Genomic DNA, 19,143 nt, shown 5'->3' with positions numbered 1-19,143 from the left:
CCAGGTAAGAGGGGCGGAAAACGACGAACGCCCCGACGCAGACAGGTCGGGGCGCGTAACTACTAGCCTCGTCCTCCTGCGTGGGCCGCCGGGTAATCCCGGACCTTCAACCGATTTCTCGGTGACCGACGGTCTTCGGTGGAACCGGACAAGAATAGCTTGCCACCCGCCGATCAGCCAAAACGCAAGCCGCGCGGCTTCCCGCACCCCTCCGCGAGCGCGTCAGAGAGTGTCGCGCAGCAGAGCCGCAGCGCCAATCAGACCGGCCTCGCTACCGAGTTCGGCCGGCAGCACGCGCAGGTCGCGCAGGAAGTCCAGCCGCGCGTAGGTCTGAAGCCCATGACTCAGCGGGTCGAACAGCAGCTTGCCGGCTTTGGCTACCCCGCCGCCGATGACGACCAGATCCAGATCGCACACCGCGGCCACGGACGCGACCATTGCGGCTACTGCTGTCCCGCCACGGTAGAACGCCCGCAGCGCCACCGGGTGTCCCGAGTAGGCAGCGTCGGCCAGTTCCTTGGCGTCCGCCTCGGCCGGGGCATCCCATCCGTTGTCGCGCGCCCATTGAGCCATTCGGGGCCCAGCGGCGACCGTCTCGACGCAGCCGCGGCCACCGCACGAGCAGAGGCCGCCGTCCGTGTCGACGATCACGTGGCCGACATGGCCGGCGTTGCCGGTGCGCCCGTCGTAGGGTGCGCCGTCGAGCACAAGGCCACCGCCGACGCCGGTTGACACCACGATGCCGAGCAGGAACTGTGCGTCGCGGGCCGCGCCACGCCACCGCTCACCCATCGCCATGCATAACCCGTCACCGCCCAGCCGCACAGGCGCACCGGTAGCCGTTGATACTCGATCGACAATCGGAAAGTGTTGCCACTCAACAATATTGATGGGGCTCACGGTGCCGGTGTGCAGATCGATCGGGCCGGCGGATGCGATGCCCACGCCATGGACATGTCCACCGGCCGCGGCCAATGCTTCGGTGATCAGCGTGTCGACCACCGCCCACACCGCCTCGGCATCGCCGTTGGGGGTCGGCAGTTTGGCGTGATGAGCCAAGGAGCCTTCGGCGTCGACGAGACCGGCGGCAATCTTGGTGCCACCGATGTCGAGCGCCAGCGTGAGGTCGTCCATCAGTGCCTGTGCGTGTTGTCGGGTTGACGCGGATCTCCAGGATGCTCATATCCCGGGGATAGCTGAACTAGTGCAGCACACCGGGCGTCGAGCCACACGCGAAATGCGCGACGCTGGGCCGCGCCTCGCAAGTGGCCTCCGATCTGCGCACGGCTACCGAAGCGCCGCGGATTGCGCGCGACGTAGTCGTCCACGTCGGCATCGGTTACGTCGACGGACGCGGTCACACTCGCATAAACGGCCCTGGCCAACGGCATAGCCAATACCGATGCGGCGACGCTGCCGATCTCCAGGCGCGCAACGGTGTCAGGGAGCAACTCGACTTCGGTCGGTGCACCCTCGGCGGTGAGGGGCAGGCGGGTCGCTTCCGCCGCGACAACCCGCTCGGTCACCAGCAGCTGAGTCAGCCAGCGGCGCAGCTGTCGGCCCTCGCTCGTACCGTGACGGGGCAACGACGACGCGAGTCTCGTTGCGCGCAACCGTTCCTCGCGGGCATCGATTTCTTCGACCAACACCGGCACGCCGTCCACGATCGCCGCGATGCTCATCGGACCGCGACCTTCACTGCCGGTGAATAGAGCAGCCGGCCAGCACACCCGACGCGGATCAACGCCCACCACTCGCCGGGCTCAACCCACACAGGCGGGGTGACGTCGAAACCCAGCTCCAGGGTTCCGCGGGCGGGCAGCTCTCGGCCAAGCACGCCCGGGCCCAACCATTCCCAAGTGCCCCACGGGCTGATCAGATGCGCCTCGACGGCAAGGTCCGCGCAGGCGTCGGTGCCGACGGTGACCGCGAGCCTGGCCGTTTCGCCTGCGGCGACGGTGACGTCCTCAGGCCCACTGAGCAGCCGCAGGATTTCGCTGCCGGACGGCGAACCGACCGACACAATGCAGACGTCCTCCACCGTCTGCCGCCATGCGGGCGGTATCGACGCGGCATCGCTGCCCGTAACGGCCAGTTCGGCACGAATGGGATACAGGCCTGCCTGCGTTCCCGGCGGCATTGTCACGGCCACGTCGGTTTCCAGGTATTCACCGGGCGGCAGCATGAACGGGAGGTCGGTCGGATCGGCGGTCCATTCGTGCGGACATAGCAGGCGTACATTGCCGTGCAGCACCGCATCGCTGCAGTCGCTGGCAACGGTAAGCCGCAGCGGCACTTCCGAATTCGGCTCTACGGCCATCTGCTGCGGGTGCAGGTGCGCCACGACCGGAAGCCCGCCGAGCGGTGCTGGTCCGCGGTTGTGCAGCCAGTACCGCGAGTACAACGGTTGCGCCACCTCTGCTTCTGGCGCCAGCACAGCGTGGTCGGCGCCGAGCACCTTGGGCATGTTGAGCCGAGTCAGCACAGTGGCGATCTCGTAGCCGTGCAGGCTCAGCCCGTCGGATACCAAGCCTTGGATCCGCGGTTGTTCCAGGAGGTCGACACGCGATGCCTCCGCCACTCGTCGCAGGCCCGACCGAACCACGACATCTGTTGCAGTACCGCATGTTTCGACCATTCGGATAGCGACGCCGTCATTAGGATCGACGGACTGCACACTACCTGCGGCCAGCGGATTGCCCGCGGCTTTCAACGTGGCGAGCTGCACCCTGCCCGCCGGCTCGATTTCAATCAGCGAACCCCACGCAGGCAAACCTCCTGCGGCCCTTGTGGTCTCAGCGACCGCCATCAGAGGGTGAGAGAACTCGGTGCTGCGCACCGGCACACTGGCCTCGCGCCAGTCGCCGTCGCCGGAGACCAGCGCGTAGTCAAAGGTATGCGTCCAGTGTTGCAGCTGGAAGTTCGAGCCATCGGGCGCGGTGCGGCGTGGCGGGTCGATCCAGGTGCCAGACGGCCATCCCGTGCACGACCGCATCAACGACAGGTGAAGTGTGCCGTCGGAATCGACTGCGAAGCCGGGCATTCCACGATTGAGAACCGCCACGGTGCGGTTTTCGAACGGCCCGAGCGGGGCGGCCGCTTCCTGCTCGACGACGACCTCGGCGTCGTCGAGATCCTCGACCACCGCGGCCACCGCGGCGTGGAGATCGGAGCCCGCGACGATCAACACCGGTAATGCGCGTACGCCCCGCAGATCCGCGCCCGGCACCCATTGCTCGGCCAGCGGCACGACGGACGGCACCCACACGCGAGCAGTGCCAGCGGTGTACAACTGGCGCTTGAGCTCTTCGGTGTACATCGGGTCCGCTTCGGCGAGAACGGCTGCGGTGAAAGAATTTTCGTCCGGCCCGCCAACGGTGATCCGCGCATCGGGCAGGTTGGAATCGACAGTGAGGTCGCCGTACCTCGGCTTGTCCGCGCTGCTGCATGTCGCCGTCACACCAGCCCGCACCAGCGCCACGACCAGTTCACGCGCCAGCGCAGCCGACTGCGACTCTGCCGGCGACACCACTTCGGCGACCGATACGGCTCGGGTCTGGTCCCCGACACGTACCCGCGCGGCCGCGGATGCGCCAAACCAGCCGTAGGCCGGGTTGTCGAGCGTCCACGGGTGGACTGCGGAGTCGACCGCGGATTCTGCGCCACCGCCGTGCATCAAGCCGAACCCGCGGCCGATCACCGCGTCGCCGACCTCACTGACAGGAAGCGCGCCCGGCACCGGGCACGGCCAGCGCACCCGCAACAGCCGGTCCTCGCCAGTGAACTCGTCGATCGTGGTCTGGCAGTCCACCCGGGCCACCCCGTGCCATAGCGTCAGGATCTGCTTGTAGCGCAACACATCATCGATGCGGCCGCGGACGATCACCCGCTCCCCCAGCGGCCCGCGGTATGCCTGCACCGACGCGGGTTGGGTTGACGAACAGACGACCGGGCCCTTGGGCAGCAGGTGCCAGGGCCCCTCTCCGGCCTGCGGATGTGCCGGATATTCGTCGTAGGCCGCCAGCTCGTTGCCGACCCTACCGTCAGCAATCAGCTCGCGACCCGCGACGGTCTCGATCAGCGAGCTGACCGCGCCGCCACGCTGCGGGTCGACGCGCAGACGGTAGTGCTCGTTGGCGATCTCGTTACCCGCCAACTCTTCCCAACCAGACACCGAGTCTGCGGGAACGAATCGGTAGGACTGCCAGCCAAGCGACGGCACGTCATGAGCCAGCCAGCTGATCGACCGCCCGTCGTGTTCCACATGTGTTGGCATCTCGGCGCCATCACAATCGAATACCCGTACCCCGGCGCCAATCGGTGTGTCCAGCCGCAACGTGACGACATCATTGCGTTTGTGCGCCAACGTATTCCACACCACGACCTGACCGTCGACGGCGCTGGACAGCAATGCCAGCGCGTTGTCGCGGGCCGTCCGCCCGAGTTCCCACGCGTCGCGCCAGCCGGTCAACAGGTCGAGGTACACCTGGTCGGATTCCGACCCGGTGATCGCGTCGTGGTGCGCGCCGTACGCCAATTGCACCCACGCCTTGACCAATGCGGCTTGGGGATAGGTGGCGCCTGCGAGCAGCCCGGCGAATACGGCAAACCGCTCGGCATCGAGTACCGCATCCTCGGCCGCCCGATTGGCCTGCTTGGTGTCGATGTAGGAGACGTCCTTACCGGTGTAGATCGGGTTCATGTCGCGGGTCTGCGGCGAGGCCTCGACGCCACGCTCGTCCAGTTCGGCCCGCACCGCGGCGAAGAACTCGCGCGGCAGCGCACATACGAACCGCGGCCACGTGTATCGCGAGTTCCAGTCGCGGTGAATCTGCGTGACCCACTTGTTCGGCGGCGTGTAGTCGGTGCCGACGGGCAGGAGCACGTTGCGCGTCAGCGCGACCTTCTTCAACGTCGCGAACAACTCGTAGGTGGCCTGTTCGGCCTCCGCCAACGTCGCCGACGAATCCATCCACCACCCGGCCGAATAGTGGGCGGGCATGTAGTGGGTCAGCAGTCCTCGGCCCGACGGCGCGATCCACTCGAACTCGCTCGAGAACTGCATGCGCTCGGGGTCGCCCTGATTCTGCATCGGGCCCCATTGGTGATGGGGGCCGCGCGCCCACGAACTCGACGTCAGACCTGCGTCGGCCGCCATGCCGGGGAACTGCGGGTCGTGTCCGAACACGTCGAGCTGCCACGCGGTGGCCGGGTCCGCGCCCAGCACGCCACGCTGAAATCCCATGCCGTGCACGAAGTTTCGTATTGTTGTTTCGGGACTGGTGAGGTTGGTGTTCGGCTCGTTGTACGCCCCGCCCATCACCTCGACACGGCCGCCCGCGATGAACCGCCGCAGATCGTCGCGGTCCTCGGGATGCGTGTCCCAGTACGGCTTGAGGTAATCCACTTCGGCGAGCACGAACTTGTACTCGGGCTCACGCCGCGCCATCTCCAGATGTGCCCGCACCAGGTCGAACCCGTGCGTCTGCCGACAGCGGCCCGGCGGGTCTTCGCTCCACACGCTGGTGTAGGCGCCCTGTGTGTTCCACCAGACAGGGTCGTAGTGGAAGTGGCTGATCATGTACAACGTCCAGCCGGGCTCGGCGACGGTGAACACGAAAGCCACGCCGTCCGCCCGAGCGGTCCGCTGCTGTCCCGGTGTAGGCCGATCCACGCGCACCGGAACCTCGATGCTGCCGTCCCCCTGCGCGGCGACGGCCTCTCCCTCCAGACCGTCGCCTTCGATCCGGATAACCGTCGACGCCGTGGCGCCGGCATAGCTCACCCGCACCAGCTGCAGCGGCGCATCCGGTGGCCCGACAAAGAACTCCGTCGACACCGCGGAGATGACGTGCACGCCAAAACACTACGGCGTCAGGCCCGGGAAACGTCGACAACCAACGCGCGATGGTCCGAGATCGGCAACCGCGGCGCTGCGCAGGTCTGCGCCCGCAGCGTGCGGTCGTCGGTCAGAATGTGGTCGAGCTGGTGGCACGGCTCGTCGGCGGGGAACGTCGCCGTTTCGCAGAGCGGCCGCAGCCGGGTCCAGCGGCTCGGCGTCGGCGGCGTCATGTTCAGGTCCCCCATGAGCACCCGCGGGCCGGGATACCCGCGAAGATCCCGAACGAAATGTCGCAACTGCACGCGGTTCCACCCCGGCACGAATGACAGATGGGTGTTCGCGACCGTGAGCGGCCCGAGCGGGGTCTCCAGGCAGGCCGCCATCGCCGCCCGCGGCTCCTCGTGCACGACCATCACCTTGCGCGGCCCGGGCAGATACATCGGAAAGCGCACCGGAATCCGCGGCAGCCGCAGCACCTGCCAGGCGTTGGCGGGAAACCTCGACAACAGGGCGATGCCGTAGGCGGCGGTGCCTGGTTGCTCGTCACCGGTCGCGGCCATCCACGTCGCACCGGGGGTGCCGGAGATGGCCGCAACGAACCGATGGCTGACCGCACCCATCGCTTCGGCGGCGACGGCCGTCAGGTCCGCCTTGCCCGACCGGTCCTGATCGAGGTCCACCTCCTGCAGCGCGAGGACGTCAGCGTCCAGCTCCTTGATTGAGTGGATGAGCCGGTCGAGGTGAACCGCCCCATCGTGAACACTGCGTCCGTGCAAGATGTTGAAGGTGGCCATCCGCATGGGTACTAGATACCCACGATGACCACTTTCCGACGCATACGGACGACGCGTGCCGCCGCGCAATGACGAACTGCGTGACGCGCTCAAGCGCGCGGCCTCCGCACTCAAGGCACACGGGCCTGATTTCGCGCTCGCGGGCAGTTACGCGCTGTGGGTGTACGGCGGCCCAGAACCAGTGCACGATGTGGATTTCGTCGTCGCCGAACCGGAAACCGAAGCCGCGGCGCTGACGTTGGAAAAGGCGGGGTTCCGCATCGAGCGAACGCCGGAAGACTGGCTGTTCAAAGCGTGTGTGGGCGAGGATTTCGTCATCGATGTGCTGCATCAACTCAACGGAAAACCATTGGACGAGGAAACGATCGCGGCCGCAGAGGAATTCGATGTCCTCGCTATCCGGATGCGGGTGCTCTCGCCGACGCATGTGGTGACCGAAAAGCTGACGTCGTTCAACGAGCATCACTGCGACTTCACGACATTGATGCCCGCGGTCCGTGCGGTTCGCGAGCAGGTCGACTGGGATCGGGTTCGGACGGACACGGCCGACAACGACTTCGCCGCGGCGTTCCTGTTCCTCACCGACCGCCTCGGCATCACCACGGCTTAGCCCACCGCGCGGCGCAGCCGTTCGGCGATGGTCGCGACGGCTGCGACCACTTCCGGGGGTTCGAGCACTTCGAAGTCGCAGTCTGGCAGCGCCAGGTAGAACACCATCCGCTCGGGATCGTCGGCGCCCGCGGTGACGATGCATGCGTCGGGGCCGTCCGGCTCGATACTGGCCGACGCTGGTGAAAAATGCTGAGCCACAACGTGTTCAGGTGCCGCATATCGCACCCTGGCGACGTAGCGGTAGGGCGACGCGCTGATCGACCGGCGGATGTAGGCAGCGGCATCTGGCGCCTGTCGCGGCGTGAACGTACTCCCCAGCGCCCTCACTTCGGCCATCCGGTCGAGCCGAAGGCTGCGCCAATCCTGACGGTCGCGGTCGTACGCGAGCAGGTACCAGCGACGGCCCGTGGTGACCAGTTGATACGGCTCCAGCCGCCGTTCCGTGCTGCTTCCCGCCCGGTCGACATATCCGGCGCTGACGTGTTCGTGGTCGCGGCAGGCGCGGGCCAGCGTCATGAGGACGTCCGGCTCGACCGGTGAATCCGATTGGTTGGACTGCAAAGTGACCGTCGCGTCGTGGACAGCGGACACCTGTGACCGCAGCCGCGCCGGCATCACCTGGTCGAGCTTGCTCAGGGCGCGCAACGCCGATTCACCCACGCCGGCCACGCTGCCGCCGGCCGCAAGTCGAAGGCATACCGCCATAGCCACGGCTTCGTCGGGGTCCAGCAGCAGCGGGGGCAGCGCGGCGCCTGCGCCGAGTTGATAGCCGCCGCCGTGGCCCTTGCTGGCGTGCACCGGGTAACCGAGGTCGCGCAGCCGTTCCACGTCGCGCCGCACGCTGCGTGTCGTCACCCGGAGCCGGTCGGCCAGCTCCTCGCCCGTCCAAACTCGCCGCGACTGCAGCAACCCGAGGAGCTGCAGCACCCGGCTGGTCGTTTCCGCCATGCCACCACCCTGCCGCAGTTATAGGACCGAAACTGTCCTATAGGACTGTCAGGGTAGTGGCATGACCACCGAGACCAGAGATGTCACGACACAATTGGCCGATCAACTCGATTTCCACTGGACGAGGCAGCTGCGTCCCCGGCTCGACGGGCTCACCGACGACGAGTACTTCTGGGAACCCGTGCCGGGCTGTTGGACCGTCCATCGCGGCGGAACGGTGGACTTCGAATTTCCGCCGCCCGAGCCTGCTCCGTTCACGACGATCGCGTGGCGGCTGGCGCATGTCATTGTCGGCGTGTTCGCGATGCGCAATCACTCTCATTTCGGCGGGCCGCCGGCCGATTACCAGTCGTGGAATTACGCTACCGACGCGACAACTGCGCTAGCGCAGCTCGACGAGGTGTACGCCGCCTGGATCGCGGGTGTCCGCGGTCTTGACTCCGAGGCGCTGGCGCGACCAATCGGGCCGAAGGAAGGACAGTGGGCGGACTATGCGATGTCAGAGTTGATCCTGCACATCAATCGGGAGGCCATCCACCACGGCGCCGAAATCGCTTGTATCAGAGATCTTTACGCCCACACCACCAACAAGAAAGGCAACTGACGATGCCCGGATTGCCCCCGCCCGCGGACGGCGAACGCCAGACCCTACTGGAGTTCCTGCGGTTCAACCAAAACGCGTTCTTCGCGGTGGCCTACGGCCTGACGGACGAACAGGCTCGCGCCAAGCCGTCAGTCAGCGCCCTGTCGATCGGCGGTCTGGTCAAGCACGCGACCGGTGTGCAGCGCGCGTGGATGGAGCGGGTCAAGGCGGCACCGGACTTTCCGCCTCGCGACGAGCGACCGTTCGAAGAGCAGATGGCCAGTTACGAGGACGAATACGTGATGCGTGATGACGAAAACCTCGGCCAGCTGCTCGACGGACTGAAAAGACAGAACGAGGACGCGCTGCGGCTGTTCGAGCAGGCGGATTGGGACACTCCGGTTCCGGTGCCACACGACGTGCCCTGGTTCCCGCAAGACGTCGAGAATTGGACGGTGCGCTGGGTAGCGCTGCATCTCATCGAGGAGCTGACCCGTCACGCCGGGCATTGCGACATCATTCGCGAATCCCTCGACGGCGCAACGATGTACGAGCTGATGGCGGCCAACGAGGAATGGCCTGAAAACGACTTCATCAAACGCTGGAAGCCGGCAGGGGTCTAGGAATCACACTTCGGTCGTGGCAGGTCGCCAAAAAGCTTGTTCTGTACCGGATTACCGAGGAAACGAAATGGGTCACCGGCGGACGATGGGGGCGGCTGAAAGCCCTGTGGCCAAACGGTGTTGTTGTCGTAGAAGATGCCCGCGAGAGGGCTGTCTTTACTGGTCACGTCGGTCGGCAGCGTCGCCCCACTCAAGTCGCTCCCGTTGAGAACCGCGCCTCGAAGCGTAGTGAACGTGAGGTCCACCCCGGTCAGGTTCGCATTGACCAAATAGGCAGAGTGCAGGTTCGTGCCAGCCAGAACAGCATGGCAAAGATTCACACCTTGCAGATACGACATCGCAGCGGGAGTAGCAAATCTGGACGACAGGTCAGTTCCCGTAAGGTTCGCCCTGCTGAGGTCGGCCTGGGCGAAGTTAGCACCGTTGAGCTGGAGACCCGCGAGATTCATGCCGCTGAGGTCGAACTGCCTGAAGGGGCGAGGCTGGTACGCCGCCGCAGACTTGTCTCGGACGAATCGCAGGTTCTCAATCCGCTCGGCCTGGCCCTGTTGACTTTGAGGTGGATTTTGCGGCGTTTCCCGATCCCGCGAATGCCGTGCATTCAGAAAGGAGATCTGCCCGAATAGCACGAGGAGGGCAACCATCACTGCGATGAAGATGTCCCGCACCCACCAGACGGGCTGATCTTTGCGGATGAATCGACGGATAGGCGGCGCTACGAGATACAGGATTGCGGTGACCGCGACGATGCAGACCACCACTATGAGTACAACGACGAGAACTCCCAGCCATCCTGGCCGCACAGAAACCACGTGTCCTCCCCCAGACTGAAGCAGCGCCCCACGGATTGTGACATAGAGCACGCCTCGTTCCCGCGATTCAATGCCAGGGCGCCCCTGTCACTTTCCTGTGAGTCCCGATTCCAGGTGCGTGGTTGGCCCCCAATAGGCGTGATCGGCCAGCCGTTCTTGGCAGCGAAGGCCTTCAGCTCCTCCGGTCCGGCGTCGCTCAGATGTGACCCCGTCCACATGATTTTTACTCGTCAACCCGCAATTTGAGACACTGCAACCATGAGTACGACTAAACACCGCGAGGTGGCCAAGCTGGACCGGGTGCCGTTACCGGTCGAGGCCGCCCGCATAGGCGCGACGGGTTGGCAGGTCACCCGCACCGGCGCACGGGTCGTCTCCACGCTCGCCGGTAAGGGTTCGTTGCAGCAGAAGATCATGAGGCAGATCCCGAAGGCCTTCTCCGATCTCGGGCCCACATACGTCAAGTTCGGCCAGATCATCGCGTCCAGCCCGGGCGCATTCGGCGAACAGATGAGCCGCGAATTCCGCAGCCTCCTCGACGCGGTTCCGCCCGCCGACCCCGACGAAGTCCACAAGCTGTTCAAGAAGGAACTCGGCGACGAGCCCTCGAAGTTGTTCAAGAGCTTCGAGGACGAGCCGTTCGCGTCGGCCTCGATCGCGCAGGTGCACTTCGCCACCCTGCACACCGGCGAGGAGGTCGTCGTCAAGATCCAGCGGCCGGGCATTCGCCGACGCGTGGCCGCCGATCTGCAGATCCTGAAGCGGGGCGCACAGCTCGTCGAGCTGGCGAAGCTCGGCAGGCGATTGTCCGCCCAGGACGTCGTGGCAGATTTCGCCGACAACCTCGCTGAGGAGCTCGATTTCCGTCTCGAGGCCCAGTCGATGGACGCGTGGGTCTCGCACATGCACGCTTCACCGCTCGGCCAAAACATCCGGGTGCCGCAGGTGTATTGGGACCTTACGAGCGAGAAAGTGCTAACCATGGAGCGGGTGCAGGGCATCCGCATCGATGACGCCGCCGCGATCCGCAAGGCCGGCTTCGATGGCACCGAACTCGTAAAAGCGTTGCTGTTCAGCGTGTTCGAGGGCGGCCTCCGGCACGGCCTGTTCCATGGCGACCTGCACGCCGGCAACCTCTACGTCGACCCCGACGGCAAGATCGTCTTCTTCGACTTCGGCATCATGGGCCGCATCGACCCGCGAACGCGTTGGCTTCTAAGGGAACTCGTATATGCGCTACTGGTAAAGAAGGACCACGCCACGGCGGGCAAGATCGTCGTGATGATGGGCGCCGTCGGCACCGTCAAGCCCGAAGCGCAGGCCGCGAAGGACCTTGAGAAATTCGCCGCACCGCTGACCATGAAGTCGCTCGGTGACATGAGCTACGCCGAGATCGGTAGGCAGCTCTCGACGTTGGCCGATGCGTACGACGTCAAGCTGCCGCGCGAGCTGGTGCTGATCGGCAAGCAGTTCCTCTACGTCGAGCGCTACATGAAGCTGCTGGCGCCGAAGTGGCAGATGATGTCCGACCCGCAGCTGACCGGATACTTCGCCAACTTCATGGTCGAGGTCAGCCGTGAGCACTCCGAGGAGATCGAAGCCTAGATGCAGGTCCGTACCGGCGCCGCGAAATCCGGCGACATTGACATTTATTACGAGGACATGGGCGACCCGAACGACCCGGCCGTCCTGCTCGTCATGGGACTCGGTGCGCAACTCCTGTTGTGGCGCAAGGGTTTCTGCGAGAAGCTCGTCAACCAGGGCCTGCGTGTCATCCGTTTCGACAACCGCGATGTGGGCCTGTCCACGAAGGTCACCGGCAGGCACAGCGGCAGCCCGCTGCCGTTGCGGATGGCCCGGTCGTTCCTCGGTCTACAGAGCCCAGCGGTCTACACCTTGGAGGACATGGCCGACGATGCGGCCGCGCTACTGGACCACTTGAGGATCGATACGGCTCACATCGTCGGCGCGTCGATGGGCGGCATGATCTCCCAGGTCTTCGCGGCGCGGCACAGCCATCGGACCAAGACGTTGGCGGTCATCTTCTCCAGCAACAACCAACCGTTGTTGCCACCACCCGGCCCGCAGCATCTGCTGGCCATCCTGCAACGGCCCAAGGACTCGTCCCGCGAGGCGATCATCGAGAACGCCATCCGCGTGACCAGGATCATCGGCAGTCCCGGTTACCCGGCGCCCGAGGAGCAGATTCGGGCCGAGGCGATCGAGGGCTACGACCGTGCCTACTACCCCGCAGGCATCGCGCGGCACTTCGCCGCGATTCTGGGCAGCGGTAGCTTGCTGCGCTACAACCGGCAGACCGACGTGCCGACCGTCGTAATCCACGGGAAAGCGGACAAATTGATGCGCCCGTTCGGCGGACGCGCGGTCGCCCGGGCCATCAAGAGTGCCCGGTTGGTGCTGTTCGACGGCATGGGACACGAACTTCCCGAACCGTTGTGGGACGACGTCGTCGGCGAGCTCAAGACCACCTTTGCCGAAGCCGGGTGACGACCGGCGCGTTCTTGGAGTCGTTAGCTAAGGCAGAGAGCGCGTAGCATTCGGTCGAGTGCACCAGGGCTTGCCAGGCCGTCACCGGCGACGCCGGCATAGCTGCTGAACAGCCAGAAAGGCACCCATACCATGGCCCGAACAGCCAATCTGAAACCACACTTCGCGGACGTCCAGGCCCATTACGACCTGTCCGACGAGTTTTTCCGGCTGTGGCTGGACCCCACTCAGACCTATAGCTGCGCGTATTTCGAACGCGACGACATGACTCTGGAAGAGGCGCAGCTGGCCAAGATCGACCTCGCGCTGGGCAAGCTGCGGCTCGAGCCAGGCATGACGCTGCTCGACGTCGGCTGCGGCTGGGGTTCGACGATGATGCGCGCGATCGAGAAATACGACGTGAACGTCATCGGCCTGACCCTGAGCGAGAACCAAAAGGCCCATGTGGAGAAGGTTTTCGCGGCGTCCGACAGTCCTCGCAACAAGCGCGTGCTGCTCCAGGGCTGGGAGCAGTTCGACGCGCCGGTTGACCGGATCGTGTCGATCGGCGCGTTCGAGCATTTCGGCTTCGACCGCTACGACGACTTCTTCAAGATGGCCCACGGCGTTCTGCCCGACGACGGGGTCATGCTGCTGCACACCATCACCGCGCTGACGCTGCCGCAGATGGTCGAACGCGGCATCCCCCTCACCTTCGAGGTCGCGCGGTTCGTGAAGTTCATCCTCACCGAGATCTTCCCCGGCGGCCGGCTACCCTCGATCGAGAAGGTCGAAGAGCACGCGGCGCCGGCGGGCTTCACGCTGACCCGTCGCCAGTCGTTGCAGCTGCACTACGCGCGGACCCTGGACATGTGGGCCGAGGCGTTGGAGGCCCACAAGGACGAGGCCATCGCTGTGCAGTCACAAGAGGTGTACGACCGCTACATGCACTATCTCACCGGATGCGCCAGGGGCTTTCGCGGCGGCTACATCGACGTCAACCAGTTCACGCTGGAGAAGTAGCGCGCTCAGCCCGCGTTCAGTGCCGGGGCGTAGCATTCCCGCGCATGGCCGATCTGACTCCTCGCTTTGAGGAGGTGCAGTCGCATTACGACTTGTCTGATGACTTCTATCGGCTGTTCCTCGACTCCACACAGACCTACAGCTGTGCGTACTTCGAACGCGACGACATGACGCTGGAAGAGGCTCAGCTCGCCAAGATCGACCTGTCGCTGGGCAAGCTCGGACTGCAACCCGGCATGACGCTGCTCGACGTCGGTTGCGGCTGGGGCGCGACGATGATGCGCGCGGTCGAGAAATACGACGTCAACGTCATCGGGCTGACGCTGAGCGAAAACCAATGCGCACACGTCGAGCAGGCGTTCGCCGGTCTGAACAGTGCGCGCTCGGCGCGCGTGCTGCTCATGGGCTGGGAGCAGTTCAACGAGCCCGTCGACCGCATCGTGTCGATAGGCGCCTTCGAGCATTTCGGCTTCGACCGCTACGACGACTTCTTCAAGATGGCGCATACCGCATTGCCCGACGACGGCGTCATGTTGCTACACACCATCACCCGGTTGACGCTGGCAGAGCTCAATGACGGCGGCATACCGCTGACGATGGATGCCGCCCGCTTCGCCCGGTTCATCGCCACGGAGATATTCCCCGGTGGTCAGTTACCGGTGATCGAGGCGGTACGGGAGCGGGCAACCAACGGCGGCTTCGCAGTTGACCGGATCCAATCGCTGCAAATGCACTATGCGCGGACGTTGGACGCCTGGGCCCAGGCCCTAGGTGCGCGGCGGGAAGAGGCGATCGCCGTGCAATCCGACGAGGTCTACCAGCGATACATCAAGTACCTGACGGGCTGCGCGGACATGTTCCGGCGAGGCTACATCGACGTCAACCAGTTCACTCTGGTGAAGTAGCCGCCGAATTGGAGTCGACGACCACCTAAACGCTAGGGTGACGGCTTGAGAAGCGTGTTCGCACGTCGATGGACCGTGCCGGGGGTACGGTCATGAAGACCAACGAAGGCCAACCAGGGGAAACATGTCTGACAACTCCACCGGCACCAAGGATCTGCGGCCGCATTTCGAGGACATCCAGGCCCACTACGATCTGTCGGACGACTTTTTCGGCGTGTTCCAGGACCCGACGCGCAAGTACAGCTGCGCGTACTTCACCGGACCCGACGTGACGCTGTCGGAGGCTCAGATCGCCGATGTCGATCTGAACCTCGACAAGCTCGACCTCAAGCCGCGCATGACGCTGCTGGAGATCGGCTGCGGCTGGGGCCTGACGCTGCAGCGCGCTATGGAGAAGTACGACGTCAATGTCATCGGCCTGACTCTGTCGAAGAACCAGAAGGCCTACTGCGACCAGCTGCTCGCGAACGCCAAGAGTGATCGCACGTACGACGTTCGGCTGGAGGGCTGGGAGCAATTCCACAGTCCGGTCGACCGGATAGTGTCGATCGAGGCGTTCGAGCACTTCGGCTTCGAGCGTTACGACGACTACTTCAAGAACTGCTTTGACATCCTGCCCGACGACGGCCGGATGACGATTCAGAGCAGTGTCGGCTACCACCCGTACGACCTGGCCGACCGCGGCAAGAAGCTCACCTTCGAGCTGGCGCGGTTCATCAAGTTCATGATCACCGAGATCTTCCCCGGCGGGCGCCTCCCGACCACCCAGATGATGGTGGAGCACGGCGAAAAGGCGGGCTTCGTAGTGCCCGAGGCCATGTCGTTGCGCAACCACTACATCAAGACGCTCGGCATCTGGGCCGACCGCCTGGAGGCGAACAAAGAGGCGGCGATCGCAGCCACCGACGAGGAGAACTACCACCGCTACATGCGGTACCTCAAGGGCTGCCAGTACTACTTCATCGACGAGAGCATCGACGTCAGCCTGGTGACGTACCTGAAGCCTGGCGCCGCTGCCTGACACGCCAACCGGCAAATGCGTAAACGCCCAGCGCATGCCCGGTAACTTACGGTTGGATACCTTCCAATCGCCTCAGGGAGGGTTTCACGGTGTCGGACATGGTCATTTCGCACAAGATGCGGAAGAACTTCGAGAACATCCGTGCGCATTACGACCTTTCCGACGACTTCTTCGGGTTGTTCCAGGATCCCAGCCGCATCTACAGCTGTGCCTACTTCGAGCCCAGTGACCTAGGCCTCGAAGAGGCTCAGTACGCGAAGGTCGACCTGCATCTCGACAGGCTGAACCTCGAGCCCGGCATGACGGTGCTCGACATCGGATGCGGTTGGGGCGGGGCGCTGAAACGCGCGGTCGAAAGGTACGACGTCAACGTCGTGGGCCTGACGTTGAGCAGCAACCAGCACGCCGCCTCCGTCAATCTGCTCAATCAGGTCGACACCGATCGGAGTCGAAGGATATTGCTGCGTGGCTGGGAGGAGTTCGACGAACCCGTCGACCGCATTCTGTCCATCGAGGCGTTCGAACACTTCGGCTTCGAACGCTTCGACGACTTTTTTCAGAAATGCTTTTCGATCCTGCCCGACGACGGCAGGATGACCATACAAAGCAACATCAGCTACCACCCGGATGAGTTCAGGGCGCGTGGGATCCCTCTGTCGATCGAGGTGCTCAAGTTCATCAAATTCATGGTCACGGACATTTTCCCGGGTGCGCGACTGCCAACCTCGCAGATGATGAAGACCCACGGCGAGAACGCCGGGTTCACCGTCGATGAGCCGATGTCGTTGCGCTCGCACTACGTCAAGACCTTGAACCTGTGGGGAGACGCGCTCGAAGCCAACAAGGCGGCGGCAATCCAGATTCAATCCGAAGAGGTCTACAACAACTACATGAAGTACCTACGCGGCTGCGCGGAGAAGTTCGCCGGTGAATACATCGACGTTCACCTGGTCACGTACTCGAAGCCGGGCGCGGCCACGTAGCTGTTTCAGGCTGCGGCTTGCGCGGAGTCGGTGCCCGTCGATGCCGCCGCGGTACCTGTCGAGTCGGTCTGCCCAGTACCGGTGCCGCTCGTCTGGCCTTCGGTGGTTTTCTTGGGTGAGAAGCTCAGCGACACAGAGCCGTTGGTCGAGTCCTTTTTGGCGTCGTCCTTCGTCGTGTCGTCCTTTGTGGTCCCCTCGGTGCCCTTCTTCTCCTCCGGTTTGGTCGAGTCCTCCGGCTTGGTCGCCGGCGGGTTGTCCGTCTTCGACGGCTCCGTCTGGGTCGCGGTTGTTTGAGTCGAGCTTGTGCCGGTCTTCTCGACGGCGTCGGTGCCGGTCTTGTTCACGACCGTCTCGTCGCCCTTCTGGATCGACGTCTCGTCACTCTTCTTGGCGACCTCGGTCGCCTTTGACGTTTGCCCATTCGTGTCGGCCAGCTTCACAGTGTCCGATGCGCCCGACGTGTCCGCCGGCGCCGACCTCGCGGCCAATGTCGACACGGTCAGCGTCGAGGTCGGCGCTGGTGCGACCGGCGCTATCGTCGTGCCCACACCCAGGTCTCCGAGGAACGCCTGGACGCCCTGAACGGCTGCCGCCGCCAGGTTGGCCCCCACTGCGAGCCAGTTCTGGAAGGGGTTGAACGGCAGCGGAGACAGCCATCTCACCGTGCCCGGGTCGCCGCTCCAGTCGTATCCGAGGTCGGCAAGCACCTTGAGTACCGGCGTGGCCAAGTCGACGAACGGTTTGACGACCGGGGTCAGGGCCGCGGGCACGACGGACATCACCAGGTCCGACAGTGGGAGCGATTTCGCGGGAATCATGACGTAGGTGTTGCCCTTGCTGTCGTACCGGAAGTTCTCGGGATGCAGGGTCGGATCGAGTTGTTCGGCCAACTCGGCGTCCGTGTATCCGTAGGGCATTGTCGCGGTGGGATCGTTGCCGTTCGGAGCCAGGTAAAAACCGTGGACGGTCTCGAACGCGGCCAACGCGTTCAGCATCGCAAACGGGTTACTCCAGTACAGCGGGGCGTACACCACGGGGTCGTACTGGAATCCGATATTGGTGATGTGAGCCGGGAAGTCGGTCAGCATCGGCGGCCCGAACGTCACGTTGAAGATTGGGATGGTGCCTAGGAATCCCAGGCGGTTCCAGAGCCCACCATCCGGGTTCAGGATGTTGCCGATCATCGTGACATCCGAGATCTTTGCAAGCTGAGTGGGGTCGTTGACCAGATTTCTCAACTCGTCAGAGACGACGGCCCCGCCCTGGGAGTAGCCGAACAGACTGATCGTGTCGTTGGTGTTCCTGATCGTCTGGTCGAGCGTCGATACGCCGGTGCCCACCGACACATTCCATGTGTCACACGTCAATCCCGGGCACCAATTGGGCAGCGGTATCGGCCAAAATGACGCGGGATACTCGATTGCATTCAGCGTGCAGCTCGCGTCGGTGCATGACGTGCTGAAGGGCGCAATGTAACGGTCACGGGCGTTGGTGTTGTAGCCCACGATGCTGTTTGCGTTGTGCGTGCCGGTGCCGGGCACGATCAGCGCAGTGGCGGCCAGCGTGACCGCGGCAGTCAGCGTCGATGCGACGCCGATCGCGATCGCGGCCAGGAATGTCAGGAAAGCGAGAAAGATTGCCCGCGTGGACTTACGCATGTGTAAACGATCACACACGGTTCGCGGCCGCGATGGCAAATGCGGAACGTTTTTCATCTGAGTCGGTGTCGGATTTGCGCGATGTCGTTCGTCGGACGGGTAGAGAGTGGGACACAGGGTTCCGCTCGCAACCGGAAGGTCATAACATGCAATACCTTGCGCTGCTGGTCGGCCCCGAGCCCACCTCGCCTCCGAGCCCCGAGGCACAGGCCGCCGAAATGACGGCGTATCAGGACTTCCACGCCAGAGCTGGGTCGGCGATCCGGGCGGGCGACGCGCTGACCCCTTCGGCGGCCGGAGTTCGGATCACCGGCGGTCCGGATGCACCGACGGTCACTGATGGCCCCTTCGCGGAGGGTGCCGAGGTGGCCGGTGGCTACTACGTGTTCGAGGCGGACAACCTCGACGACGCGCTGGCGCTTGCTCGCGACGTCCCCTTCGCCAAGCACGGCGCGGTCGAAGTTCGACCGATCTACCACACATTCGACCCCGATTGGTCGCGCACTGACGGCCAGTGGCTGGCGCTGCTGCTGGAACCACCCGCATCCACCAATACCCCGGGTACACCGGAGTGGCAGGCGGAAGCGGCGCGTCATGGCGAATTCGCAGCTGCCGCAGGCGATCACATCGTCGCCGGCGCCGCGCTACACGAGCCGGCGACGGGGACCACGGTGCGCGTCCGCGACGGCCAGGTGTTGTTGACGGACGGGCCGTACCCGGAAGGCGCCGAGATCGCCACCGGTTTCTATGTGCTGTCCCCCGCGGAGCGCGACGAGGCGGTGAAACTGGCCTCAATGATTCCGGCCACCACGGTGGAGCTGCGCAAGCTCATGGGCATCTCGGGGCTCTAGA

17 protein-coding genes are annotated in these 19,143 nt (G+C 64.5%); 10 read left to right on the top strand and 7 right to left on the bottom strand.

The window, feature by feature from the left end; translation table 11 throughout:
- Positions 1-222: 222 nt before the first annotated feature.
- Genes ACWW36_RS14210 through ACWW36_RS14195 form a run of 4 tightly spaced genes read right to left on the bottom strand, consistent with a single transcriptional unit; the run spans position 223 to position 6,642 of the window.
- Positions 223-1,134 (bottom strand): ROK family protein, encoded by a 912-nt coding sequence (locus ACWW36_RS14210; protein WP_456142146.1) that lies wholly within the window; start codon positions 1,132-1,134, stop codon positions 223-225.
- Entirely contained in the window at positions 1,134-1,682 is a 549-nt protein-coding gene (locus tag ACWW36_RS14205; protein ID WP_456142145.1) for a DUF7158 domain-containing protein, read from the bottom strand. Before ACWW36_RS14205 ends, ACWW36_RS14210 begins: the two co-directional genes overlap by 1 nt.
- Entirely contained in the window at positions 1,679-5,857 is a 4,179-nt protein-coding gene (locus ACWW36_RS14200) for a glycoside hydrolase family 38 N-terminal domain-containing protein (protein ID WP_456142144.1), read from the bottom strand. The genes ACWW36_RS14205 and ACWW36_RS14200 overlap by 4 nt, the downstream gene beginning before the upstream one ends.
- A gap of 17 nt (positions 5,858-5,874) precedes the next feature.
- A complete protein-coding gene (locus ACWW36_RS14195) occupies positions 5,875-6,642 on the bottom strand; it encodes an endonuclease/exonuclease/phosphatase family protein (RefSeq protein WP_456142143.1) in 768 nt (255 codons plus the stop codon).
- 49 nt (positions 6,643-6,691) lie between these two features.
- Between ACWW36_RS14195 and ACWW36_RS14190 the strand changes: the two genes are divergently transcribed.
- Entirely contained in the window at positions 6,692-7,246 is a 555-nt protein-coding gene (locus ACWW36_RS14190) for a nucleotidyltransferase (RefSeq protein ID WP_456142142.1), read from the top strand.
- On the opposite strand, the gene ACWW36_RS14185 is transcribed toward ACWW36_RS14190, so the two are convergent.
- A complete protein-coding gene (locus ACWW36_RS14185) occupies positions 7,243-8,196 on the bottom strand; it encodes a helix-turn-helix transcriptional regulator (protein ID WP_456142141.1) in 954 nt (317 codons plus the stop codon). The two genes, ACWW36_RS14190 and ACWW36_RS14185, sit on opposite strands and share 4 nt — an antisense overlap.
- A gap of 61 nt (positions 8,197-8,257) precedes the next feature.
- Between ACWW36_RS14185 and ACWW36_RS14180 the strand changes: the two genes are divergently transcribed.
- Both ACWW36_RS14180 and ACWW36_RS14175 read left to right on the top strand, forming a co-directional pair.
- On the top strand, positions 8,258-8,800 hold the full coding sequence (locus ACWW36_RS14180; RefSeq protein WP_456142140.1) for a DinB family protein: 543 nt from the start codon (positions 8,258-8,260) through the stop codon (positions 8,798-8,800).
- 2 nt (positions 8,801-8,802) lie between these two features.
- The gene (locus tag ACWW36_RS14175; protein WP_456142139.1) at positions 8,803-9,402 is read left to right on the top strand and encodes a DinB family protein; all 600 of its coding nucleotides are present in this window, start codon (positions 8,803-8,805) and stop codon (positions 9,400-9,402) included.
- Here the strand turns inward: ACWW36_RS14175 and ACWW36_RS14170 are convergent.
- Positions 9,399-10,214, bottom strand: coding sequence for a pentapeptide repeat-containing protein (locus ACWW36_RS14170; RefSeq protein ID WP_456142138.1), 816 nt, complete (start codon positions 10,212-10,214; stop codon positions 9,399-9,401). The two genes, ACWW36_RS14175 and ACWW36_RS14170, sit on opposite strands and share 4 nt — an antisense overlap.
- 258 nt (positions 10,215-10,472) lie before the next feature.
- Between ACWW36_RS14170 and ACWW36_RS14165 the strand changes: the two genes are divergently transcribed.
- The 6 genes from ACWW36_RS14165 to ACWW36_RS14140 all read left to right on the top strand — a co-directional run bounded on the left by ACWW36_RS14165 (position 10,473) and on the right by ACWW36_RS14140 (position 16,633).
- Positions 10,473-11,819 carry an ABC1 kinase family protein gene (locus ACWW36_RS14165; protein WP_456142137.1) on the top strand — a complete coding sequence of 449 codons (1,347 nt, stop codon included), beginning with the start codon at positions 10,473-10,475 and terminating at the stop codon, positions 11,817-11,819.
- Complete coding sequence (locus ACWW36_RS14160; protein ID WP_456142136.1) at positions 11,820-12,722, top strand: alpha/beta fold hydrolase; 903 nt, start codon at positions 11,820-11,822, stop codon at positions 12,720-12,722.
- A 132-nt stretch (positions 12,723-12,854) separates the two neighbouring features.
- Complete coding sequence (locus tag ACWW36_RS14155; protein ID WP_456142135.1) at positions 12,855-13,724, top strand: cyclopropane mycolic acid synthase family methyltransferase; 870 nt, start codon at positions 12,855-12,857, stop codon at positions 13,722-13,724.
- 44 nt (positions 13,725-13,768) lie between these two features.
- The gene (locus ACWW36_RS14150) at positions 13,769-14,629 is read left to right on the top strand and encodes a cyclopropane mycolic acid synthase family methyltransferase (RefSeq protein ID WP_456142134.1); all 861 of its coding nucleotides are present in this window, start codon (positions 13,769-13,771) and stop codon (positions 14,627-14,629) included.
- A 124-nt stretch (positions 14,630-14,753) separates the two neighbouring features.
- Entirely contained in the window at positions 14,754-15,650 is an 897-nt protein-coding gene (locus ACWW36_RS14145) for a cyclopropane mycolic acid synthase family methyltransferase (RefSeq protein WP_456142133.1), read from the top strand.
- A 98-nt stretch (positions 15,651-15,748) separates the two neighbouring features.
- Positions 15,749-16,633, top strand: a complete 885-nt coding sequence (locus ACWW36_RS14140; RefSeq protein WP_456142132.1) for a cyclopropane mycolic acid synthase family methyltransferase — start codon at positions 15,749-15,751, stop codon at positions 16,631-16,633.
- A 5-nt stretch (positions 16,634-16,638) separates the two neighbouring features.
- Here ACWW36_RS14140 and ACWW36_RS14135 read toward each other — a convergent pair whose 3' ends face one another.
- Positions 16,639-18,291 carry a PE-PPE domain-containing protein gene (locus tag ACWW36_RS14135; protein ID WP_456142131.1) on the bottom strand — a complete coding sequence of 551 codons (1,653 nt, stop codon included), beginning with the start codon at positions 18,289-18,291 and terminating at the stop codon, positions 16,639-16,641.
- 146 nt (positions 18,292-18,437) lie between these two features.
- Here ACWW36_RS14135 and ACWW36_RS14130 point away from each other — a divergent pair, with 146 nt between their 5' ends.
- Complete coding sequence (locus ACWW36_RS14130) at positions 18,438-19,142, top strand: YciI family protein (RefSeq protein WP_456142130.1); 705 nt, start codon at positions 18,438-18,440, stop codon at positions 19,140-19,142.
- The last annotated feature ends 1 nt before the right edge of the window (position 19,143 follow it).

The organism is Mycobacterium sp. MMS18-G62 (assembly GCF_053877835.1).
Note: the sequence above shows the minus strand (reverse complement) of the source record. Positions and strands in the feature narration are given on the sequence as shown.